This is a genomic window from Pseudomonas fluorescens (assembly GCF_900636825.1).
Lineage (GTDB): Bacteria > Pseudomonadota > Gammaproteobacteria > Pseudomonadales > Pseudomonadaceae > Aquipseudomonas > Aquipseudomonas fluorescens_BG.
In genome coordinates this window covers 4,349,350-4,371,594 of sequence record NZ_LR134318.1, presented here as the reverse complement: position 1 = coordinate 4,371,594, position 22,245 = coordinate 4,349,350, and the positions used below count along the sequence as shown (strand labels likewise).

General features: G+C 59.1%; 22 protein-coding genes and 6 tRNA genes. 21 read left to right on the top strand and 7 right to left on the bottom strand.

Annotated features, from left to right (window positions below; genetic code table 11):
* Window positions 1–379: 379 nt before the first annotated feature.
* The 6 genes from EL257_RS19830 to EL257_RS19805 all read left to right on the top strand — a co-directional run bounded on the left by EL257_RS19830 (window position 380) and on the right by EL257_RS19805 (window position 1,008).
* Window positions 380–455 (top strand) — tRNA-Glu (locus EL257_RS19830).
* A gap of 2 nt (window positions 456–457) precedes the next feature.
* Window positions 458–533, top strand: a tRNA-Gly gene (locus tag EL257_RS19825).
* Between the two features lie 104 nt (window positions 534–637).
* Window positions 638–713, top strand: a tRNA-Glu gene (locus tag EL257_RS19820).
* A 3-nt stretch (window positions 714–716) separates the two neighbouring features.
* Window positions 717–792 (top strand) — tRNA-Gly (locus tag EL257_RS19815).
* Between the two features lie 62 nt (window positions 793–854).
* Window positions 855–930: transfer RNA gene (locus EL257_RS19810), tRNA-Glu, on the top strand.
* Window positions 931–932: 2 nt separating this feature from the next.
* A tRNA-Gly gene (locus EL257_RS19805) sits at window positions 933–1,008 on the top strand.
* 102 nt (window positions 1,009–1,110) lie between these two features.
* Here EL257_RS19805 and EL257_RS19800 read toward each other — a convergent pair.
* Window positions 1,111–2,850, bottom strand: coding sequence for a dipeptidase (locus EL257_RS19800; RefSeq protein ID WP_126365472.1), 1,740 nt, complete (start codon window positions 2,848–2,850; stop codon window positions 1,111–1,113).
* Between the two features lie 306 nt (window positions 2,851–3,156).
* Between EL257_RS19800 and EL257_RS19795 the strand changes: the two genes are divergently transcribed.
* Together EL257_RS19795 and EL257_RS19790 are read left to right on the top strand one after the other, a co-directional pair.
* Window positions 3,157–3,906, top strand: a complete 750-nt coding sequence (locus EL257_RS19795) for a saccharopine dehydrogenase NADP-binding domain-containing protein (protein ID WP_172604506.1) — start codon at window positions 3,157–3,159, stop codon at window positions 3,904–3,906.
* The gene (locus EL257_RS19790; protein WP_172604505.1) at window positions 3,875–4,570 is read left to right on the top strand and encodes a saccharopine dehydrogenase C-terminal domain-containing protein; all 696 of its coding nucleotides are present in this window, start codon (window positions 3,875–3,877) and stop codon (window positions 4,568–4,570) included. The genes EL257_RS19795 and EL257_RS19790 overlap by 32 nt, the downstream gene beginning before the upstream one ends.
* 57 nt (window positions 4,571–4,627) lie before the next feature.
* On the opposite strand, the gene EL257_RS19785 is transcribed toward EL257_RS19790, so the two are convergent.
* The 3 genes from EL257_RS19785 to EL257_RS19775 all read right to left on the bottom strand — a co-directional run bounded on the left by EL257_RS19785 (window position 4,628) and on the right by EL257_RS19775 (window position 6,756).
* Window positions 4,628–5,266, bottom strand: a complete 639-nt coding sequence (locus EL257_RS19785; RefSeq protein WP_126365466.1) for a LysE family translocator — start codon at window positions 5,264–5,266, stop codon at window positions 4,628–4,630.
* 1 nt (window position 5,267) lies between these two features.
* Window positions 5,268–6,038, bottom strand: coding sequence for a 2OG-Fe(II) oxygenase (locus tag EL257_RS19780; protein WP_126365464.1), 771 nt, complete (start codon window positions 6,036–6,038; stop codon window positions 5,268–5,270).
* A 91-nt stretch (window positions 6,039–6,129) separates the two neighbouring features.
* The gene (locus EL257_RS19775) at window positions 6,130–6,756 is read right to left on the bottom strand and encodes an alanyl-tRNA editing protein (RefSeq protein WP_126365462.1); all 627 of its coding nucleotides are present in this window, start codon (window positions 6,754–6,756) and stop codon (window positions 6,130–6,132) included.
* A gap of 89 nt (window positions 6,757–6,845) precedes the next feature.
* Between EL257_RS19775 and EL257_RS19770 the strand changes: the two genes are divergently transcribed.
* Window positions 6,846–7,844: a LysR family transcriptional regulator gene (locus EL257_RS19770; protein ID WP_126365460.1), complete on the top strand. Its 999-nt coding sequence runs from the start codon at window positions 6,846–6,848 to the stop codon at window positions 7,842–7,844.
* A gap of 96 nt (window positions 7,845–7,940) precedes the next feature.
* Here EL257_RS19770 and EL257_RS19765 read toward each other — a convergent pair whose 3' ends face one another.
* Window positions 7,941–8,348: a PA2817 family protein gene (locus EL257_RS19765; protein ID WP_039760212.1), complete on the bottom strand. Its 408-nt coding sequence runs from the start codon at window positions 8,346–8,348 to the stop codon at window positions 7,941–7,943.
* A gap of 90 nt (window positions 8,349–8,438) precedes the next feature.
* Entirely contained in the window at window positions 8,439–10,886 is a 2,448-nt protein-coding gene (locus EL257_RS19760; RefSeq protein ID WP_126365458.1) for an acyl-CoA dehydrogenase, read from the bottom strand.
* Window positions 10,887–11,134: 248 nt separating this feature from the next.
* Between EL257_RS19760 and EL257_RS19755 the strand changes: the two genes are divergently transcribed.
* The 4 genes from EL257_RS19755 to EL257_RS19740 all read left to right on the top strand — a co-directional run bounded on the left by EL257_RS19755 (window position 11,135) and on the right by EL257_RS19740 (window position 14,302).
* On the top strand, window positions 11,135–11,794 hold the full coding sequence (locus EL257_RS19755) for a transglutaminase-like domain-containing protein (RefSeq protein WP_126365456.1): 660 nt from the start codon (window positions 11,135–11,137) through the stop codon (window positions 11,792–11,794).
* 43 nt (window positions 11,795–11,837) lie between these two features.
* Complete coding sequence (locus EL257_RS19750) at window positions 11,838–12,461, top strand: glutathione S-transferase family protein (RefSeq protein ID WP_126365454.1); 624 nt, start codon at window positions 11,838–11,840, stop codon at window positions 12,459–12,461.
* A 132-nt stretch (window positions 12,462–12,593) separates the two neighbouring features.
* A complete protein-coding gene (locus tag EL257_RS19745) occupies window positions 12,594–13,526 on the top strand; it encodes an ABC transporter ATP-binding protein (protein ID WP_126365452.1) in 933 nt (310 codons plus the stop codon).
* Window positions 13,523–14,302 carry an ABC transporter permease gene (locus tag EL257_RS19740; RefSeq protein ID WP_126365450.1) on the top strand — a complete coding sequence of 260 codons (780 nt, stop codon included), beginning with the start codon at window positions 13,523–13,525 and terminating at the stop codon, window positions 14,300–14,302. Before EL257_RS19745 ends, EL257_RS19740 begins: the two co-directional genes overlap by 4 nt.
* A gap of 164 nt (window positions 14,303–14,466) precedes the next feature.
* Here EL257_RS19740 and EL257_RS19735 read toward each other — a convergent pair whose 3' ends face one another.
* Window positions 14,467–14,985 (bottom strand): DUF2062 domain-containing protein, encoded by a 519-nt coding sequence (locus EL257_RS19735; RefSeq protein ID WP_126365448.1) that lies wholly within the window; start codon window positions 14,983–14,985, stop codon window positions 14,467–14,469.
* A 136-nt stretch (window positions 14,986–15,121) separates the two neighbouring features.
* On the opposite strand from EL257_RS19735, the gene EL257_RS19730 reads away from it, so the two are divergent.
* The 8 genes from EL257_RS19730 to murB all read left to right on the top strand — a co-directional run bounded on the left by EL257_RS19730 (window position 15,122) and on the right by murB (window position 21,977).
* Window positions 15,122–17,356, top strand: coding sequence for a DNA internalization-related competence protein ComEC/Rec2 (locus EL257_RS19730; protein WP_126365446.1), 2,235 nt, complete (start codon window positions 15,122–15,124; stop codon window positions 17,354–17,356).
* A gap of 101 nt (window positions 17,357–17,457) precedes the next feature.
* A complete protein-coding gene (locus EL257_RS19725) occupies window positions 17,458–18,093 on the top strand; it encodes a MotA/TolQ/ExbB proton channel family protein (protein ID WP_172604563.1) in 636 nt (211 codons plus the stop codon).
* The gene (locus tag EL257_RS19720) at window positions 18,090–18,518 is read left to right on the top strand and encodes an ExbD/TolR family protein (protein ID WP_039760196.1); all 429 of its coding nucleotides are present in this window, start codon (window positions 18,090–18,092) and stop codon (window positions 18,516–18,518) included. Before EL257_RS19725 ends, EL257_RS19720 begins: the two co-directional genes overlap by 4 nt.
* Window positions 18,518–19,528: a tetraacyldisaccharide 4'-kinase gene (gene lpxK, locus EL257_RS19715; protein ID WP_126365444.1), complete on the top strand. Its 1,011-nt coding sequence runs from the start codon at window positions 18,518–18,520 to the stop codon at window positions 19,526–19,528. Before EL257_RS19720 ends, lpxK begins: the two co-directional genes overlap by 1 nt.
* A gap of 22 nt (window positions 19,529–19,550) precedes the next feature.
* Window positions 19,551–19,736 (top strand): Trm112 family protein, encoded by a 186-nt coding sequence (locus EL257_RS19710; RefSeq protein ID WP_003174668.1) that lies wholly within the window; start codon window positions 19,551–19,553, stop codon window positions 19,734–19,736.
* A complete protein-coding gene (kdsB, locus tag EL257_RS19705; protein WP_126365442.1) occupies window positions 19,733–20,497 on the top strand; it encodes a 3-deoxy-manno-octulosonate cytidylyltransferase in 765 nt (254 codons plus the stop codon). The genes EL257_RS19710 and kdsB overlap by 4 nt, the downstream gene beginning before the upstream one ends.
* Complete coding sequence (locus EL257_RS19700; RefSeq protein WP_126365440.1) at window positions 20,497–20,961, top strand: low molecular weight protein-tyrosine-phosphatase; 465 nt, start codon at window positions 20,497–20,499, stop codon at window positions 20,959–20,961. The genes kdsB and EL257_RS19700 overlap by 1 nt, the downstream gene beginning before the upstream one ends.
* A complete protein-coding gene (gene murB, locus EL257_RS19695; RefSeq protein WP_126365438.1) occupies window positions 20,958–21,977 on the top strand; it encodes a UDP-N-acetylmuramate dehydrogenase in 1,020 nt (339 codons plus the stop codon). The genes EL257_RS19700 and murB overlap by 4 nt, the downstream gene beginning before the upstream one ends.
* Window positions 21,978–22,245 lie beyond the last annotated feature (268 nt).

Genomic DNA, 22,245 nt, shown 5'->3' with positions numbered 1-22,245 from the left:
GTGTCACCGGTAAGACCTCTTGATAGGGTTCGCACGCGAGTGTAGTGGCTGGGCTTTAGTGCGCCTAGCGCCGTTCGACGCGTTGGATCGGCTGGTTCAATCTGTATCGGCCGCGTGCTGCTTATATGAATGCTGGCGCTTGATGTGCAGATTGCCATCACTGTGGGGTGGACTATAGCGTCTTGGCGAGTGGCGGAATATAGGCGTCAAGGTCTGGGCGTGGGAAAAGTCCGATTGCTCCTGAAAAGCGGGTCGAAGTCATTGATTTAAATAAATTTATATCTGGGGGTTGACGACCCTTCAATCCGTCCATAGAATGCGCGCCACTTGCAGCGTAAAGCACACAGCGAAGCGCGGCAGGGAGTGAATGTTGTAGTGTGTCCCCTTCGTCTAGTGGCCTAGGACACCGCCCTTTCACGGCGGTAACAGGGGTTCGAGTCCCCTAGGGGACGCCAATGCGGGAATAGCTCAGTTGGTAGAGCACGACCTTGCCAAGGTCGGGGTCGCGAGTTCGAGTCTCGTTTCCCGCTCCAATTTTAAACAGCAGTGCTTTCGGGCGGTGCTGAGTGAAACCAGAACCAAGTCTTCGGATGCGGATCTGGACACCGAAACACACACCATGTGTTCCGGGTAGCGTGTCCCCTTCGTCTAGTGGCCTAGGACACCGCCCTTTCACGGCGGTAACAGGGGTTCGAGTCCCCTAGGGGACGCCATTTGCGGGAATAGCTCAGTTGGTAGAGCACGACCTTGCCAAGGTCGGGGTCGCGAGTTCGAGTCTCGTTTCCCGCTCCAAATTCATGAAAACGCCGCTCAGTGAGAGCGGCGTTTTTATTTGAGTGAAAGTTGTAGCCTGTGTCCCCTTCGTCTAGTGGCCTAGGACACCGCCCTTTCACGGCGGTAACAGGGGTTCGAGTCCCCTAGGGGACGCCATTGCGGGAATAGCTCAGTTGGTAGAGCACGACCTTGCCAAGGTCGGGGTCGCGAGTTCGAGTCTCGTTTCCCGCTCCATTTTCAACAAAAACGCCGATCAGTGATGATCGGCGTTTTTGTTTGTGCGCGATTTTTTACGGCCCATAAAAAAGGACCATTACGGTCCTTTTTTCGTTTCCGTTACAGCTTCGGCAGTTGCCCGATGCGCCCCATCATTTCGGTGACGATCTGCAGATCCAGCAAGAACTGGTCAACGGTCTTGAACTCGCCATCGGTGTGTCCGGTATATTTCACCTCAGGACGCGCCAGACCAAATTGCACGCCATTCGGCAACTCATGCACCGACGTCGCGCCGGCAGAAGTGCCGAACTCGTGTTTCATGCCGAGGTTTTCCGTGGACACCGCCAGCAGCGCCTTGACCCATTCACCTTCCGGGTTGCGATACATTGGATCGGCGATCGAGTAATCGAAGGCTACGGCGACGTGAGTCTTCTTCGTCCACGCGCTCAGCTTGTCGGCGATTTCAGCCTTGAGCTTTTCTGGCGATTTGCCCTTTGGCACGCGCAGATTGACTGCCAGTTTGAAGGCTTTGTCGTTTTCACCAACGTAGGTCAAAGAAGTGGTCAGCGGGCCCATGAAGCTGTCGGCGAAACCGACCTTCAAAGTGTTGCCCAAGTAATCCAGGCCCCAGTTGTCGGCGGCGTAGCGGGCCGCGTCGGTAAACTGGTTGTGCTTGAGGGCGACTTTGCCGTTCAGGCTATTGATGAACACCAGCATGCGCGCCACCGGGTTCACACCGGACTCCGGCTCGGAGGAGTGCGCAGAGACGCCGGTCACCGTCAGTTTGACGTCGTTGCCGTCAACCTTGGCCGCCACTTCGAAGTTGCCGCCATTGTTTTTGGCGAACTCGCTGCCGGCCTTTTGCAGGCTTGCCGCCAGTTCTGCAGGTTTGTCGGTCACCAGGGTCACGACGGACGCCGATGGAATCTGGTTGGTCGCCAGGCCGCCGGTCATCGAAGTGATTTCCGCGCCTTTGCCTTCAGCTTTGCGCTTGGGGAAATTGGCCATCACGGTGCCGTAACCTTTCTCGGCAATCACCACCGGGTAACCGCCATCCAGCGCCATGTTGTAGGCCGGCGTCGGGTTGTTTTCAAAGTAGTAAGGAATCGCGTCACCGGTGGTTTCTTCGGTGGTGTCGACCAGCAATTTGAAGTTGCGCGCCAGCGGCAGCTTCTCTTCCTTGATCACCTTCATGGCGTACATCGCGACGACGATGCCGTTCTTGTCATCCTCGGTGCCGCGGCCATACATGCGGTCGCCGATCAGAGTGACCTTGAAGGGATCCAGCTTGGTGCCGTCCTTGAGCACCCAGTTTTCCGGCGTGACCGGCACCACGTCAGCGTGGGCGTGAATACCGACGACTTCCTCGCCTTGGCCTTCGAGGGAAATTTCGTAGACGCGGTTATCAATGTTGCGGAAATTCAGGTTGAAAGACTCAGCCAGGCTTTTGATCTTGGCGGCGATCTTGATGAATTCCGGGTTGTCGTGCTGTGCCACACCTTCCTTCTGGAAGGTCGGAATCTCGACCAGTTCACGCAAAGTTTCCAGCGCGGCTTTGCCGTACTTCACACGGCTGTAAATGCCCAGCAGACGATGGATCTCGTTTTGCTGTTCAGCGCTCAGGGTTTTGTTGTCGAGGAAAGCACTGATGGCCGGGCCGAGGTTCTCGCTTTTGGCGATGTCGCTTTGGGCCAGGCTACCGAGAAACTCGCGAAAATCAGTGACGGTTTTGGCGTCGAAGGATTTCAGAATAACCGCGCTCTGCTCCGGGGTGAGGTTGGCTTGAGCGGCGGTGGTGAAAGAGGCGAGGCTGGCCAGCATCAGGGTAGCGGCGGCCAGTTGCTTGAGGGAAAAGTCCATTACGCAGGCATTCCTTGCAGACAATTGATGAGAGCGTTCCTGTCGGATGCGTCAGAAACATTTTGCAAACTAACACCGCAAGCGTCTGCCGTGGGAGACGCCAAACGGGATCTGTCGCACAGAAACTTAAAAGAGGCGCAGAAATGAAAACTAATCGTGGGACTGTCTCCAATGAAGTGAGAAAGCTCCCGGGCGCTACCTGTCAATGTTGACAGTAGACAGCTGTTTATGGAGGGCGCATACAGATTTTGAGCCCCGGAGCGGGGCGATCTATCGCCGAATGCAAGCATGCGTGGGAGACAGGCAATGGACCGTCAATTTCGCTTTACTGGAAAGTTCGTGTTCGTCGGATTTGGCTCTATAACGAAAGCGGTACTGCCATTACTCATTAAACAGCACGAGATCAGCGTCAACAGGATTGTCGTAATAGCGCCGGTGCTTGAGGGCAGACAGTGGTTCGAAGCGCAGGGAATCACTTGGGTGCAGCGCGGCCTGACGCAGCAAAACTATAAGCAGATCCTTGATGAGCTGTTGGAAGCCGGGGATTTTCTGGTCAATCTGTCGGTGAATGTCAGCTCGATCGATCTGGTAAAGCACTGCGCTGCTTCAGGAGTCTTGTATCTCGACACTTGTGTAGAGCCTTGGGAAGGCGGATATGACGACCCGGCACTGTCTTTGTCCCAGCGTACAAACTATGCAATGCGTCACCAAATGCTGCGCTTGCGTGAGTTGCTGGACGAACCCCCCACGGCGGTGATTGCTCATGGCGCCAATCCAGGTTTGATCTCCCATCTTTTGAAGGAAGCATTGATCTCTTTGGCGAAACAGCTGAAAACGCCCGTGCCCAAAACGCGGGCAGGTGTGGATTGGGCAGCCCTTGCCATGCAGATGGATGTGAAGGTCATCCATGTCGCTGAAAGGGATACTCAGTGCTCGCAACGCATCAAAAAGCCGGATGAGTTCGTCAATACCTGGTCAGTCGATGGTTTTTTGAGTGAGGGGCGCCAGGCTGCCGAGCTTTCACTTGGCACTCACGAGAAAAACATGGCCGGTTGATGCCAAGCGGCATCTGTTTGGATCAGGTAACGCCATTTATCTCGATCGTCCAGGTGCAAGCGTACAAGTCAAAACCTGGACGCCCGAAGGCGGGGCCTGTCTGGGCTTGCTGATCACCCATCACGAAACCGTTTCAACAGCAGACTTCCTGACGGTGAAAAAGGCGGGCAAGCTCATTTATCGCCCGACGGTGCACTATGCCTACCACCCTTGCGACGATGCTTTGCTGTCGATCAATGAGTTGATCGGGCAAGGTTGGCAACCGCAGAACAAACAACGAATCATGTGTGAAGAGGTCGCTCGGGGCGGCGTCGATGCACTGGGTGTGTTGCTGATGGGGCATGCGCAAAATGCGTACTGGTACGGATCGCTATTGAGCGTGGATGAAGCACGGGCCGTGGCACCTTTCAATACAGCGACGAGCCTGCAAGTCGTTGCCGGTGTTCTGGCCGGCATCATCTGGGCGATTCGGCATCCTGACGAAGGCATTGTCGAGGCCGAGCAAATGGATCACGAAGAGGTCCTGCAACTGGCCAGACCCTATCTTGGGACGCTTACAGGCATCCAGACCGATTGGCGTCCCACCGACCATCCAACGCATTTGCTGCGTGGCGAGCCTGAAGCAGTTGATCAGTGGCAGTTCGACCAATTTCGCATCGCGTGACGCATTGCGGGAATCACAAGCCCGCCGAGGGTCGGCGGGCTTTGATTTCGAGGATAGTTACATCGACAGCATCAAACGCCCGGCAAACAGGATCAGGATCACCCCCATGCTGCGTTCGAACCAATGGCCCAGACGCATAAACAGCACGCGCACTTTATGGCTGGAGAAAAACAGCGCGACGATCACGAACCACAAGGCGTTGACCATGCACATCCACAAACCGTAAAACGCCTGAATCTGCAGGGGCGTGCTGGCGCTGATGATCGTGGTGAAAATCGCCAGGAAGAACAGCGTTGCCTTGGGGTTGGTGGCATTGGTCAGGAAACCGGTACTGAACGCCTTGAATGGCGACTGTTGCGCTGGCGCGTCATCCGCCGGTTTTTCGCCTTCGAGGGTTGATTTCGGTTTGCTGCGGATCAGGCTCATACCCAGATACAGAATGTAAGCACCGCCGATGACCTTGGCCAAGGTGAGCAGCCATGGCGTGGTGTGCATCAGCGCGCCGACGCCGAGCAGGGTGTAAAAAACGTGCACGGAGATTCCCGCGCCGATGCCCAGCGCGGTACAGATGCCAACGAGACGACCGAAGCGCACGCTTTGCCGGATGGTCACAGCGAAGTCCGGGCCGGGTGCAACCACGGCGAGAAAGTGAATGGTCGCCAATGCGAGAAACTCGCCCAGGTAAGTGGAATACATCTCAGCTCCAGAAGGTCAGGGGTGAAGCATTGCCGCGATAGCCGACAAAGAACGAAAGACTCAAACGCGGATCGGCCACGCCCGGAGTCACCGAGTGCATGCAGCGCGAATTGAACATGATGAAGTCGCCGGGTTCGGGACGCACTTCAAGGGCTGGGTGGCCTAACAGCGCCGGGTCGATGCCGTAACTGTCGCCGCGCATCTCGTCGAACTGATCCGGGGTAATGTCGTCGTCCCACATCTGTAATGCACCGCCCTCGGTGGGCATGTTCAGGTATACGTTGCAGGCGAACTGCGCATCGAGGCTGCGCGCCTGAAAACTGTCCGGGGCGTCCTTGGCGAAAATGTCGTGGTGGGCAAGAAAGCACACACCTGGCTTCACCACCCGTGACAGGCCGACGTACATTTTGCGCCCGTAGAGATTTTCCAGATGCGCGCCGGCCGGCCAGGATTCATCAAGCATGCAGCGCAGGGTGTCGACCGGCGACGAGTAGGGCGCGCAGCGATGGCGTAGTTCGGCGATATTGCGGGTGGCGAGTTCGAAGTAGTCTTCGATCAACATCGGCTGATTTTCCGCCTCGTAAAACGCCATGCCGATTCGGCCGATACTCGGCGCGTTGATGTAGCCCTCATAGCCCGGGGCGAGGATCTTGTCGCCAATTTCGATCGCCAACGGCGCGGGCAAAAAGCCTTTGACGCGGATGGCGAGGACTTCTTCGTTGGCCAGTTTTTTTAAGCACGTCTCATCGAGACGCTCGACGTCTAGCATCATTTTATTTTAGGTCCATCTATCGATAGTCAACGGAACCGGCGAGTGCGGTTCCACGGCGTCGGGCGCTGCGTGGCGGCAGCGCCCGAAATGCTCAATCCACGCTGTAGTGGACGGACAGCGTGCCCTTCTTCTGCGAGAGGGGCGCGATCGTGACTGTGCCCAGATCCTTCAGGCTACGTACATGGGTGCCGCCGCAGCCGTAGGCTGGCAGCTCGCCGAAACTGATTTCCCGCGCGCCTTCGCTCAGCGAGGTGAGACGTGGCAGATCGTGTTCGATCCACTGGCCGACGCCGTATTGAACGGTCTCGGCATCGACCTCCTGCGCGACATCGCTCGGCTTGAATTGCACTCGGCCTTCGTCCGGCCAGTGATGCGCCTTGATCGGTGTCCAGCCCATGGCTTGAACGAAATGCCCGATCAGGTGCCCGGCCGAATGCATGCGTGTGTTGAAGCGGCGGCGATCTTCGTCGACGCGGATACAAGCCATGCCAAGCGGTACGAGTCGGTCGACAAAATGCACGATGCGCTCTGGCTCCTGCACCACGCGCTGCACTTGGCTTTCGCCGATCCAGCCGGTATCGCAAGGCTGACCACCACCCTGCGGGTGAAACAGAGTGGCGCGAAGTACCACGGCAAATTCGTTTTCGTGGGGTGTGCAGTCGAGGACTTCCACGTTGGCCTTGAGGTCATCACTGTGGAAAAACAGGCGAAGCGTCATGTTTCAGACCTTATTTAAAGTTCTGTTTTTATTATATGAATCGTGCAATAACGTGATAATCCATCCAGACATCAAAGGACTTGTGCGCTGTGAGCATCAATCTGCCGCTCCCGCTGCTCGGTGAAATGGCGATCTTCGTCAAGGTCGTGGAGACCGGCAGCTTCTCTGAAGCGGCTCGCCAACTGGGCTCTTCGCCCTCGGCGGTCAGTCGCAGCATCTCGCGGCTGGAGAAAGCGTTGGCCACGCGGTTGTTGCAGCGCACCACGCGCAAACTGCGCCTGAGCGATGGCGGCGAAGAAGTGTTCAAGCGCTGTCAGGAGATGGTCAGCGCGGCCAAGTCAGTGATGGAAATCAGCGGCCAGTTCACTCACGAAGCGGAAGGGCTGGTGCGCATCAGCGTTCCGAAAGCGGTGGGGCGCTTTGTGATTCATCCGCACATGCCGAAATTTCTGCGGCGCTATCCCAAGGTCGATGTCGAGTTATTGCTGGAGGATCGGCAGGTCGACTTGATCGATGATCATGTTGATCTGGCCATTCGTATCACCGATCGGCCTCCTGCCGGTTTGGTCGGACGTCAATTACTGACCATCGACCATATGCTCTGCGCCACGCCGCAATACCTCGCCGAGCACGGCACACCCACACATCCGCATGACCTGCTCAATCACAGCTGTATTTACCTGGGCGAAAACCCGAGCGATGCGCGCTGGAAATTCAAGAAGGGCAGCAAAGCGGTGACGGTTGGGGTGCGTGGTCGCTATGCCGCCAATCACACCGGCGTGCGACTGGGCGCGGTGTTGCAGCACATCGGCATTGGCAGCCTGCCGTACTTCACTGCACGTTATGCGTTGGAGCAGAAGTTGGTGGTGCAGGTGTTGCCCGACTGGACGTTCTTGGCGTCTTACCACGGTGGACTGTGGTTGCTGCATTCGCCCACGCGGTATCTGCCTCCAAAGTTGCGGGTGCTTATCGACTTTCTGGTGGAGTGCCTGGAGAAAGAGCCGACCCTGAGCAAGCCGGGGAAGGTGGGTGATGCGAGTAACACCGCGATGGCGTATGAGTTGCCTGATAGCGAGGGGTTGTTGTAGCGCAAAGCAAAAGATCGCAGCCTGCGGCAGCTCCTGGAGGGGATTGGGTAATTCCACTGTAGGAGCTGCCGAAGGCTGCGATCTTTTGATGTTAAATCAGTGCTTGCTGTCCTGAGCAGACATCGCCAGCAACTGCTTTTCCTGATTCCAGTCGAACGGTTCGTCATTCTGTTCAGCTTCGTAACGACGTTCTTCCAGTGCCTGATACAAGTCGATTTCTTCATCGGACAGGTAATGCAGGCAGTCGCCGGCGAAGAACCACAGCAGATCCCGCGGGATCAAGTGGGCAATTTGCGGGTAACGGCTGATTACTTGGGTCAGGATGTCCTGGCCCAGATATTGGCTTTCGATCGGATCGATCGGCAAGGACGCCAGCAGTTCGTCGAAGCGCTCGAGGAACAGGGCATGACTTTCTTCGGGCACTTGTTCCGCCTCACCTACGGCGACCAGGATACTGCGCAGGTGGTCGAGCAACACAAGATGATCGGCAACGACATTGGACACGAGATTAAGTCCTCAAGAGCAAAACGGGCGCGGGAGTATAAAGCTCCCGCGCCCGTTTTTCATAAATAAACAGCTATACGGCAGTGAGGATCAGCGGACTTTCCCCTCGGCCAGTGCCAGCTCGTCTTTGTCGAAATCATCGACATCGATCACCTTGCGGCGTGCGGCTTCGGCATCGCGAAGGCTCTGCGCTTCCACCGGTTGCAGCACGCCGGCTTCCAGCGCAGCATCAATCGCGTGTTCACCGGCCACCGGTTTGACCTGACCGCTTTTCAGCGACGTGTGCAGTTTTTTGTGCAGCGGCTGCGCGGCGTGCAGCAGGTCGCTGGCGTGTTGCAGCGCGCCCACGGCATCGTCCGCCGATTGCGGGCGATAGCAGCCGGCGAGGAGTTCTTCCAGCGCTGGATCGCCCTTGGCCCGACCGATTACGCCAGCCACCTCGGCGCCGAGTTTGTCCGACGGGCCTTTGTGACGTCGACCGAACGGGAAGACGATCACGCGTAGCACGCAGCCGAATACTTTGTTGGGGAAGTTGCTGAGCAGCTCATCCAGTGCCCGTTCCGACTGACCAAGGCTTTCTTCCATCGCCCAGCGAAACAGCGGTTCCATGTAGCCCGGCGAGTCGAGGTCGTGATAGCGCTTGAGCGCTGCGGACGCCAGATACAAGTTGCTCAACACATCGCCCAGGCGAGCAGACAACCGTTCGCGGCGTTTCAGCTCGCCGCCGAGCAGCATCATGCTGAAGTCGGCGAGCATGGCGAATGCCGCAGCCTGACGGTTGAGGGCACGGAAGTAACCCTGACTGATCTTGTCGCCCGGCGCGTGCTCGAAGTGGCCCAGGCCCAGGTTCAACACCAGCGTGCTGGCGGCATTGCTCACGGCAAAACCGATGTGCTTGAGCAGCAGGCCATCGAATTCCTTGAGTGCCTGATCCTTGTCCTCGCGACCGGCCAGCGCCATCTCTTTGAGCACGAACGGATGACAGCGAATCGCGCCTTGGCCAAAGATCATCAAGTTGCGCGAAAGAATGTTCGCGCCTTCCACGGTGATGAAGATTGGTGCCCCGTTCCAACTGCGACCGAGGTAATTGTTCGGCCCCATGATGATGGCTTTGCCGCCGTGCACATCCATCGCGTGGCTGATGCATTCGCGACCGCGTTCAGTCAGGTGGTATTTGAGGATCGCCGACAGCACGGAAGGTTTTTCGCCCAGATCCACCGCGTTGGCAGTGAGCATCCGCGCCGCGTCCATCATCCACGCGTTGCCGCCGATGCGCGCCATGGCTTCCTGAATGCCTTCGAACGCGGACAGCGGCACATTGAATTGTTCGCGAATCTGCGCGTACTGGCCGGTGACCAGACTGGTGAACTTGGCCGCACCGGTACCGACTGCCGGCAGCGAGATCGAACGCCCGACCGACAGGCAGTTCATCAGCATCATCCAGCCTTTGCCGAGCATCTCCTGACCACCGATGAGGTAGTCCAGCGGGATGAACACGTCCTTGCCCGAGTTCGGCCCGTTCATGAATGCAGCGCCCAGCGGCAAGTGACGGCGGCCGATTTCGACGCCTGCGGTATCGGTCGGGATCAGCGCCAGGCTGATGCCGAGGTCGTCCTTGTCACCGAGCAGGTGATCCGGGTCGTAAGCCTTGAACGCCAGGCCGAGAAGGGTGGCGACCGGGCCGAGAGTGATGTAGCGCTTTTCCCAGTTCAGGCGCAGGCCGATGACTTCCTCACCGTTCCAATCGCCTTTGCAGATGATCCCGGTGTCGGGCATTGCCCCGGCGTCCGAGCCGGCAAGCGGGCCGGTCAGTGCGAAGCACGGAATGTCTTCACCGCGCGCCAGACGTGGCAGGTAGTGATTGCGTTGTTCGTCGGTGCCGTAATGCAGCAACAGTTCGGCGGGGCCGAGGGAGTTGGGCACCATCACGGTGGAGGCGAGGTCGCCGCTGCGGGTTGCGAGTTTCATGGCCACTTGGGAGTGGGCATAGGCCGAGAAACCTTTACCGCCGAACTCTTTTGGAATGATCAGGGCAAAAAAGCCATGTTCCTTGATGTGTGTCCAGGCTTCGGGCGGCAGATCCATCGACTGGCCGATCTGCCAGTCAGTGACCATCGCGCAGAGTTCTTCGGTCGGCCCGTCAATGAACGCCTGTTCTTCTTCGCTCAATTGCACCTTGGGATAAGCCAGCAGTTTGTCCCAGTCCGGACGGCCGCTGAACAGCTCGCCGTCCCACCACACTGTGCCGGCATCGATCGCGTCGCGCTCGGTCTGCGACATCGGCGGCAGGGTTTTCTGGAACCAGTTGAACAGCGGCGCGGTGAAATGTTTGCGGCGCAGGTCGGGCAGCAGCAACGGTGCAGCGACGGCTGCCAATACGACCCAGAACGCCAGCAACAGCCAGCCCGGTGCGTGACTGAAAATACCCATTGCCAGTAAATAGACCGCAACGATGCCCAATGCGGGCAGCGGAGAAACACGCCGGTGCGCGAGATACGCCACGCCGACAATCAACACCAGTATCCACAACAACAGCATATTCAGTCCTCCGTGAACCAAGGCAAATCGACCCTCCAGAGCTTAGACGGCATCTGTAAAACCGGGTGGTCAGACCAAGGTGATTGAAATCGTGGGAAAGCCCGGATGGTTTTCGTAGGTTCGGTGGGCAACAAGTGTAGGAAAACGTTCGGTTAGTCCGCATCTTTGCGTCCAAGTTTGGCCGAAATGCCGTTATCTCTGTGCTTGAGCTGTCGCTAGACTCCAGGCTCATTCAGGAGATTGTCGTCATGCACGAGTATCTGAGGCCCGGCCGCTTCATCGATAGTGACCACCCCGCAGTGGTGGAGTTCGCCGAACGGCACCGGGGCGCCAGTCGCGACCCGCGCGCTCAGGCGATCAGTCTTTATTACGCCGTGCGCGAGGCCGTGCGCTACAACCCCTATACCTTCAGCCGTGACCCGCAGACGTTGCGCGGCAGCCATGCGTTGGCGGCGGGCGAGAGCTATTGCGTGCCCAAAGCGACGTTGCTCGCCGCTTGTGCGCGGCATTGCGGAATCGCCGCGCGCATTGGCCTGGCCGACGTGAAGAATCACCTGTCGACCCCGCGTCTGCTCGAATTATTGAAAAGCGACATGTTCGCCATGCACGGCTATACCGAGTTTTTCCTCAATGACCGTTGGGTCAAGGCGACGCCCGCGTTCAACCAGCAATTGTGCGAGTTGTTCAACGTCGCGCCGCTGGAATTCGACGGCATCCATGACAGTGTGTTTCACCCCTTCAACCGCGCCGGCGCGCCGCTGATGGAATACCTGATCGATCACGGTCAATTCGCCGACGTGCCGGAGGCGTTTTTTTTCGGCCACCTGGAAAAGTGCTATCCGCATCTGTTCACTGATCAGCAGCCACCGTTGCTCGGGGATATGCACAGCGATGTGAGCCGCGGCTGATCCGGCGTATGCTGCCTGCCCACTCAAATGAAAAGAGGCGGTCATGCTGAAGATCTGGGGACGGAAAAACTCATCGAATGTCAGGAAGCCATTGTGGGCCGCCGAGGAACTTGGTCTGGCTTACGAGGCGATTGATGCCGGAGGCGCGTTCGGTGTGGTCGACACACCGGAGTATCGTGCGATGAACCCGAACGGGCGGGTTCCGGTGATAGAAGACGACGGTTTCGTGCTGTGGGAATCCAATGCCATCGTTCGCTATCTGCTGGGCAAACATGCGCCGGACAGCGCTTGGTATCCGGCGGATCCGCGAGCCCGCGCCATCGCTGACAAATGGATGGACTGGACCACGTCGAGTTTTGCCGGGCCTTTTCGCACCGTGTTCTGGGGTGTCGTTCGTACGCCGGCGCACGAGCAGGACTGGGTTGCGATCAACGCCGCGATCGAGGAATGCAGCGAGCTGCTGAGCATGGCCAATGACGCTTTGGCCACCCAGCCGTATCTTTCCGGGGACGACATCGGGATGGGCGATATTCCACTCGGCTGTTTCATCTATGCCTGGTACGAGATGCCGATCGCACGCGCACCGCAGCCGCATCTCCAAGCTTGGTATGAGCGTCTGAAGCAGCGCCCGGCCTATCAGAAAGCCGTCATGACCGCGTTGACTTGATAATTACTATCGACACACTTGACTGTACTTGTGCGGCGGCGGCAAGCAACATTGCGCCATGTGTTGCGGTTGTTTCTTGCGCCGTCCGCCCCCATTTATTCATTTCCTTCCTTCATGGTGCGTAAATCAGATATGAGTTCCGCTCTGTCCATCCGGCAGCTAACCAAAACCTACGGCAACGGGTTCCAGGCCTTGAGTGGTATCGATCTGGACGTCGCCGAAGGTGATTTTTTCGCCTTGCTCGGCCCCAACGGTGCCGGCAAATCCACGACCATCGGCATTCTGTCCACCCTGGTAAACAAGACCAGCGGCACGGTAAATATTTTCGGTCATGACCTGGACAAGAATCCCGCCGCGCTCAAGCGCTCGATTGGCGTGGTGCCTCAGGAATTCAATTTCAACCAGTTTGAAAAGACCTTCGATATCGTCGTGACCCAGGCCGGTTACTACGGCATTCCGGCGAAAGTCGCCAAGGAACGCGCCGAGCAGTACCTGACGCAACTGGGCCTGTGGGACAAGCGCGATGTGCCGTCGCGGTCGCTGTCGGGTGGCATGAAACGTCGCCTGATGATCGCTCGCGCTCTGGTGCACGAACCGCGTCTGCTGATCCTCGATGAGCCGACCGCAGGCGTCGACATCGAGCTGCGCCGTTCGATGTGGACGTTCCTCACCGAGCTGAACCAGAAAGGCATCACCATCATCCTCACCACGCATTATCTGGAAGAGGCTGAGCAGTTGTGCCGCAACATCGGCATCATCGATCACGGCACCATCGTCGAAAATACCAGCATGCGTCAGTTGCTCAGTCAGCTGCATGTCGAAACTTTCCTGCTCGATCTCAAGGGTGATCTGCCCGCCGCGCCACAGTTGCTCGGTTATCCGTGCCGATTGGTGGATGCGCACACGCTGGAGGTGCAGGTCGACAAGTCGATGGGCATCACGGCGCTGTTCGGGCAGTTGGCGTTGCAAAATATCGAAGTGTTGAGCCTGCGTAATAAAACCAATCGCCTTGAGGAGTTGTTCGTGTCTCTGGTGGAGAAAAATCTGTCGAAGGTGGCGGTATGAGTTCCGAATTGCGCCCCAATCTGGTGGCTCTTCAGACCATCGTTTACCGCGAAGTCAGACGTTTTACGCGGATCTGGCCGCAGACCCTGCTGCCGCCGGCGATCACCATGGTTCTGTACTTCGTGATCTTCGGCAACCTGATCGGTCGGCAGATCGGCGACATGGGTGGCTTCACCTACATGGAGTACATCGTACCGGGGCTGATCATGATGTCGGTGATCACCAACTCGTACGGCAACGTGGTCTCGAGTTTCTTCGGCAGCAAGTTCCAGCGCTCCATTGAGGAGTTGATGGTGTCGCCGGTGTCGCCGCATACGATTCTGATTGGCTACACCGTAGGCGGCGTGTTGCGCGGGCTGATGGTGGGCGTGATCGTGACGATGCTGTCGCTGTTCTTCACCCATTTGCAGGTGCATCACCTCGGTGTGACCGTTCTCGTGGTTGTATTGACCGCAACGATCTTTTCGCTGCTGGGCTTCATCAACGCGGTATTTGCGCGCAACTTCGATGATATTTCGATCATTCCGACGTTCGTGCTGACCCCGCTGACCTATCTGGGTGGCGTGTTCTACTCGATCACATTGCTGCCGCCGTTCTGGCAGACGGTGTCACTGGCCAACCCGGTGCTGCACATGGTCAATGCTTTCCGTTACGGCATCCTCGGCGTCTCGGATATCCGCATCGGCATTGCCATTACCTTCATGCTGGTGGCGACCGTGGTGCTGTATCTCGGTTGTGCACGGTTGCTGGTGAGTGGGCGCGGGATGCGTACCTGATTCACACCGAATCGGTTTGATGACCCAATGTAGGAGCTGCCGAAGGCTGCGATCTTTATGCTCTTGTAAACCAGATCAAAGGATCGCAGCGTGCCGCAGCTCCTACACTGGATATCTGGATCCGCAAAACAAAACGGCCTCCCATCGCGGAGGCCGTTTTGCATTCACTTCTGCCGGCTTTTCTTGCGCCGGCGCCATTGCCGCGCCACCCACCAGCGCCAGTAGAGCATCACCACGCAATAGGCGAGGGCACCGAGCACCAGTCCGACCACCACCGAACCCAGCAAAAACGGCTGCCATAACGTCGACAACTCGCCGCTGATCCACTCCCAGGTCAGTTCATCGGGCAGATGCCTGGCTGGCACGTCCATCAAGAACGCGCCGGCCTGATACGTGCAGAAAAATACCGCCGGCATGGTAATCGGATTGGTCAGCCAGACCAGGCTGACGGCGATCGGCATGTTCCCGCGCACAGTCACCGCGAGCGCTGCGGCGACCAGCATCTGTGCCGGAATCGGCAGAAAAGCGGCAAACAGACCGACCGCCATCCCCCGCGCGACGGAATGGCGATTGAGGTGCCACAGGTTCGGGTCATGCAGCAACTTGCCGAGAAAGCGTAAGGATTTGTGTTCCCTGATGCTCGTCGGGTCGGGCATGTAACGTTTGAATAAGCGCCGGGGCATAAGGCTTCTCGGTCGGTTAAGGCGGCAAGTATGTCTGGATTCCATGAACCGCCCATTCAGACTTTGTGACAATTGTTGACGACGGACGTGCCCGACACCGGCTATGCCTAAGTGCGGGACTCTCAAGGACGGGCTTATGCGCACAGGGATGATGGCGCTGGCAGCCGGTCTGCTGGCCCCGATGTTTTTACCGGCATTGCCGCCGGTCGGGTTGATGATGTTGTTGCCGCTGGCGGGTTTGGCCCTGCTGGCGTTGCGCAGGTATCGGTTGGCATTGCTGCTGTTGGGTTTCGGTTGGGCGTGTATCAACGCGCAGTGGGCGCTGAATGATCGATTGGCGCCTTCGCTTGATGGCGAGACCCGTTGGCTCGAGGGGCGCGTCGTCGGCTTGCCGCAAAACGCTGGCGGGGTAGTGCGTTTCGAATTCGCCGATGCGCGCTCGCGTCAGCAGGAAATGCCGACGCTGATGCGTCTGGCCTGGTACGGCGGACCACCGGTCAGTAGCGGCGAGCGCTGGCGACTGGCAGTCAAGCTCAAGCGACCGGCAGGTTTGCTCAACCCGGACGCTTTCGATTACGAGGCATGGTTGTTGGCGCAACGCATCGGGGCGACGGGCACGATCAAGGATGGTCAGCGCCTGAGCCCAGCGCGCGGCGCCTGGCGTGACAGCATTCGCCAGCGCCTGTTGGCAACCGACGCGCAAGGCCGGGCAGGGGCGTTGGCTGCACTGGTGCTGGGCGACGGCTCAGGACTTAGTCGCGACGATTGGCAGATTCTGCAGGACACCGGCACCGTGCATTTACTGGTGATATCCGGCCAGCACATCGGATTGCTGGCGGCGCTGATGTATGGCTTGGTGGCCGGGCTCGCGCGTTACGGACTGTGGCCGTTGCGTTGGCCGTGGTTGCCGTGGGCCTGTGGAATGGCATTCGCGGCAGCGCTCGGCTACGGCTTGCTCGCGGGTTTCGATGTGCCGGTGCAGCGCGCCTGTGTGATGGTCGGGCTGGTGTTGCTGTGGCGTCTGCGCTTTCGTCATCTGGGTGCGTGGTGGCCGCTGCTGCTGGCGTTCAATGGCGTGTTGTTGTTCGATCCACTCGCCAGTTTGCGTCCTGGCCTGTGGTTGTCGTTTGCAGCGGTGGCGGTGCTGATCTTCACTTTTGGCGGTCGTTTGGGGGCGTGGCGCTGGTGGCAAACCTGGACGCGCGCGCAGTGGTTGATCGCTATCGGTCTATGCCCGGTGCTGCTGGCGTTGAACCTGCCAATCAGCCTCAGCGGACCACTGGCGAATCTGCTGGCGGTGCCTTGGGTCAGTCTCGTGGTGCTGCCGCCAGCGTTGCTCGGCACCCTATTGCTGCCGGTGCCCTATGTCGGCGAAGGTCTGTTGTGGCTGGCCGGCGGTTTGGTCGACTGGTTGTTCCGCGTTCTGGCGCTGATTGCCGGGCAATGGCCGGCATGGACGGCGCCGTCGATATCCGCTTGGGTCTGGGCGCTGGGCAGTTTCGGTGCGGTGCTGTTGCTACTGCCGCGCGGTGTGCCGATGCGAGCGCTGGGCTGGCCGTTGCTGTTGATCCTGGTGGTGCCACCGCGAGAGCGATTGAATGAAGGGCTGGCGGATGTCTGGCAACTGGATGTCGGGCAGGGCTTGGCGATTCTGGTCAGAACCCGCCACCACACGCTGCTCTACGACGCCGGTCCGCGTTTCGGCGAATTCGATCTCGGTGCGCGGGTGGTGCTGCCGGCCCTGCGCAAACTCGGCGTGGAGAATCTCGATCTGCTGCTGCTCAGTTACGCCGATGCCGATCACGCTGGCGGTGCGCTGAGCATTGCGCGCGGCCTGAAAGTCGCCAGAACAATCAGCGGCGATCCGCCGGGTCTGCCCGCTGAATTGAACGCGCAAGCCTGCGAAAGCGGCCAGCAATGGCAATGGGATGGCGTGCGATTCCAACTCTGGCAATGGTCAGACGCCGATGACAGCAATCAGCGTTCCTGCGTCTTGCAGATCGAAGCGAATGGCGAGCGGTTGCTGCTGACCGGTGACATCGACACCCATGCCGAACGTGTCCTGCTCGACAGTCCCCTGGCAGTGCCGACGCATTGGCTGCAATCGCCGCACCACGGCAGCCGAAGTTCTTCGTCGATGGCCTTGCTCAAGGTTTTGCAACCAGAAAGCGTGCTCATCTCCCGTGGCCATGGCAATTCGTTTGGCCATCCGCACCCAACGGTTCTTGCCCGTTACCGCAAGCAACGCCTGCGGATTTACGACAGCGCTGAACACGGCGCCATTCATCTGCAACTGGGCACCTTCAGCCCGCCCGTTATGATGCGTCAACAGCGGCGCTTCTGGCGCGATCCGCCTGCGCCTGCCCGCTGATCGGTGCCAGCATGAATGCCACGTCACGGTCGTCGGGGCGCCGGGACGTAATCGTGACCCTGTATGGTAAAGTGGCGCACTTTTTCGAAGGGACTGTCACTGTGTGGGAATTGGTCAAATCCGGCGGCTGGATGATGTTGCCGATCATTCTGAGTTCCATCGCGGCCATGGCGATTGTCGCCGAGCGCCTGTGGACCCTGCGCGCCAGCCGCGTCACCCCCGAGCATCTGCTGGGCCAGGTCTGGGTGTGGATCAAGGACAAACAGCTCAACAAGGAAAAGCTCAAGGAGCTGCGCGCCAATTCGCCGTTGGGAGAAATTCTTGCGGCAGGCCTGGCGAATTCCAAGCATGGTCGCGAGATCATGAAAGAGTGCATCGAAGAGGCCGCCGCGCGGGTCATTCATGAACTCGAACGCTACATCAATGCCCTCGGCACCATCGCTGCCATGGCGCCGTTGCTGGGTCTGCTCGGCACTGTGCTGGGCATGATCGATATTTTCAGCGCCTTCACCGGCTCTGGCATGACTACCAATGCGTCAGTCCTGGCGGGCGGTATTTCCAAAGCGTTGATCACCACGGCGGCGGGCTTGATGGTCGGTATTCCAGCGGTGTTCTTCCACCGTTTCCTGCAGCGCCGCATTGATGAACTGGTGGTGGGCATGGAGCAGGAGGCGATCAAACTGGTTGAAGTGGTGCAGGGTGACCGTGATGTCGACCTGACCGAGGGCAAAGCGTGAAATTCCGTCGCAAACCCCGGGAAACCGTGGACATCAACCTCGCGTCGCTGATCGACGTGGTGTTCATTTTGCTGCTGTTTTTCGTCGTCACTACGACGTTTACCCGTGAAACCCAATTGCGCGTGGATCTGCCGGAAGCCGTCAGCGGCTCGCCAGCCGAAGACCAGCAAGTCAAACAGCTGGACGTCGCGATCAGTGCTGAAGGCGTGTTTTCGGTGAATAACAAGATTCTGCCGAAGAATGATCTGCCGACGCTGATGGAAGCCATGCAGAAAGAATCCAACGGCGATACCAGTATGCCGTTGTCGATCAGTGCCGATGGCAAGGCGCAGCACCAATCGGTGATCACTGCCATGGATGCGGCCGGCAAGCTCGGTTTCAGCCATCTGCGCATGACCACGGTCGAGGCGGCGCCGAAATCCTGATGAGCCTGTCCGATCGCTTGCTCGCCGCGTGGTATCAAGGGCATCCAGCGCTGATGCTGCTGCGGCCGCTGGAGTTGTTGTACCGCCGCGTGGTCAACAACAAACGTCGACGTTTTCTCGATGGTCAGGGCGAGATCTACCAGCCGCCGGTGCCGTTGATCGTGGTAGGCAATATCACCGTGGGCGGCACCGGTAAAACGCCGATGATTCTTTGGCTGATCGAGCATTGCCAGCGCAGAGGTTTGCGGGTCGGCGTGGTCAGTCGCGGCTACGGCGCCAAACCGCCGCAACTGCCATGGCGAGTTGAAGCCGGGCACAGCGCCGAGATCGCCGGCGACGAGCCGCTGCTGATCGTCCAGCGCAGCGGCGTGCCGTTGATGATCGATCCCGATCGCAGCGCTGCCGTCAAAGCGCTGATCGCCAGCGAGCCGCTGGATCTGATCCTTTCCGACGATGGCATGCAGCATTACCGGCTGGCGCGGGATCTGGAACTGGTGCTGATCGACGCGGCGCGGGGCCTGGGCAATAAGCGCTGTTTGCCGGCAGGGCCCCTGCGCGAGCCGATCGAACGTCTGCAAAGTGTCGACGGCGTGCTGTTCAATGGCGCCGTGGCAGATCGCGACGACGGTTTCGCCTTCCGTCTGCAACCGACGGCGCTGGTCAATCTGCGCAGCGGCGAGCGCCAATCGCTCGAGCACTTTGCCGCGGGTCAGGCTGTGCATGCCGTCGCCGGCATCGGCAATCCGCAACGTTTCTTCAATACCCTCGAAGCGCTAGACTGGCGAGCAGTTCCTCATCCGTTCGCCGACCACGCCGAATACAGCGTGCAGGCGTTGAACTTCAAACCGTCATTGCCATTGGTGATGACCGAAAAGGACGCGGTGAAGTGCCGTGCCTTCGCCGCTGCCGACTGGTGGTATCTGGCGGTCGATGCCGTGCCGTCGCCGGCCTTCGTGGCCTGGTTTGACACACAGTTGATGCGCCTGTTGCCCAATCGTCTTTTGCCTTAACTCTTGATTCCAGGGAATGTTCATGGACACCAAATTGCTCGACATCCTCGCGTGCCCAATTTGCAAAGGCCCGCTCAAACTCAGCGCCGACAAGACCGAACTGATCAGCAAGGGCGCCGGCCTGGCATACCCGATCCGCGATGGCATCCCGGTGATGCTGGAAAGCGAAGCGCGCACCCTGACCACTGACGAGCGTCTGGATAAATGACCACCGCCTTCACCGTAGTCATTCCGTCGCGTTTCGCCTCGACCCGTTTGCCCGGCAAGCCGTTGCTGGATATCGCCGGCAAGCCGATGATCCAGCACGTCTGGGAACAGGCGAGCAAAAGCAGCGCCACTCGCGTGGTGGTTGCTACAGATGACGCGCGCATCGTCGAGGCGTGCGAACGCTTTGGCGCCGAAGTGGTGCTGACCCGTGAGGATCACAACTCCGGGACCGATCGTCTGGCCGAAGTCGCAGCCAAACTCGGCCTTGCGCCCGACGCGATCGTGGTCAATGTGCAGGGCGATGAGCCGTTGATCCCACCGAGCGTGATCGATCAGGTCGCGGCCAATCTGGCTGCACACGCCGAAGCGCGCATGGCCACTCTTGCTGAGCCGATCGAAGATGTCGAGACGCTGTTCAACCCGAACGTCGTCAAGGTCGTCAGCGACATCAATGGTCTGGCGCTGACGTTCAGCCGCGCCACCTTGCCGTGGGCCCGCGATGCATTCGCCAAGAGCCGCGAGCAATTGCCGGACGGCGTGCCGTATCGTCGTCACATCGGCATTTATGCCTACCGCGCCGGGTTCCTGCACGACTTCGTCAACTGGGGGCCGTGCTGGCTGGAAAACACCGAATCCCTCGAGCAACTGCGTGCGCTGTGGCACGGCGTGCGGATACATGTGGCCGATGCGCTGATCGCGCCGCCGACCGGCGTCGATACCGTTGAAGACCTCGAGCGCGTTCGTCGCCTGCTGGAGGCTTGATGCGCGTTCTGTTTGTGTGCTTGGGCAACATCTGCCGTTCGCCCACGGCCGAAGGCGTGCTGCGTCACAAATTGCGCGAAGCCGGGCTGGCGGATGTGGTCGAAGTGGCCTCTGCCGGCACCGGTGACTGGCACGTCGGCAATCCGCCGGACAGACGCAGCCAGGCCGCCGCGAAAGTGCGCGGCTATGATTTGTCGGCCCAGCGCGCGCAACAGGTCAGCCGCGCCGATTTCGCCAGCTACGACCTGATCCTCGCCATGGACAGCAGCAACCTGCGCAACCTCAAGGCCCTGCAACCGTCCGCCGGCAAGGCTGAGCTGGATCTGTTCCTGCGTCGCTATGCCGGGCTGGTCGATGAAGTGCCGGACCCGTATTACGACGGTGACAAGGGCTTTGAACAAGTGCTGGATCTGATCGAAACGGCCTGCGACCAACTGTTGATCGAAGTGAAGGGCCGGTTATGAGTTTGCAGGTGCAACCGCAGGTTTCCCTGAAACCGTTCAACAGTTTTGGCGTGGATGTCCGCGCGCAATTGTTCGCTGAAGCCCACAGCGACAACGATGTCCGCGAAGCGCTGGCATATGCTGCGGCGCATGACACGCCTTTGCTGGTGATCGGCGGCGGCAGCAATTTGCTGCTGACCGCTGATATTCATGCGCTGGTGTTGCGTATGGCCAGCCGCGGCATTCGCGTTCTCAGCGATGATGGCAGTCGCGTGGTAATTGAGGCCGAGGCGGGCGAGCCATGGCATCCGTTCGTGCAGCACACATTGGCGCACGGTTTTTCCGGCCTGGAAAACCTCAGTCTGATCCCGGGTACGGTCGGCGCTGCGCCGATGCAGAACATCGGCGCTTACGGCGTCGAGATCAAGGACGTGTTCGCCGGGCTCACGGCGCTGGATCGTGAGAGCGGCGAGCTGCGCGATTTCACGCTGGAAGATTGCAACTTCGGCTACCGCGACAGCCTGTTCAAGCAGCAACCGGGACGCTGGCTGATTCTGCGGGTGCGCTTCCAGCTCGACCGGGCTGCCCACCTGCATCTCGAATACGGCCCGGTGCGTCAGCGCCTGAGCGAGCAGGGCATCGAGCAGCCGACGCCGACGGATGTCAGTCGCGCCATTTGCAGCATCCGCAGCGAGAAACTGCCGGATCCGGCGGTGCTCGGCAATGCCGGCAGCTTCTTCAAGAATCCGCTGGTGTCCGCCGCCGTGGTCACCCGGATCAAAACGCAGCACCCGGATCTGGTGGCCTACGCGCAGCCGGACGGGCAGATGAAACTGGCCGCTGGCTGGCTGATCGAGCGCGCTGGCTGGAAGGGCTTTCGTGACGGCGACGCGGGTGTGCACAAATTGCAGGCACTGGTGCTGGTCAATTACGGCACTGCCACCGGCCTGCAATTGCTTGATCTGGCGCAACGCATTCAGCAAGACATTGCCGAGCGCTTTCATGTTGAGCTGGAGATGGAGCCCAATCGGTATTGAGGCAGCTGCAAGTTTCAAGCTTCAAGCGGCAAGCTACACTGCGTCATGAGCTAGCTGCCGCTTCTACTTGCAGCTTGTGGCTAGCAACTTGCAGCTGAAAAAGCCCTGTATCTGCAGGGCTTTTTTGTTAACGCTGGGTTAACTTAGCCACCTAACGATACCAACCATTTGCTCCAACCAAACTGCAAAGTGCAAGCGAATCAGACACGCCTTCACTTGCTGCTTGAAGCTTGCCGCTTGCAGCTCAGATATGACCTCATAACCACTA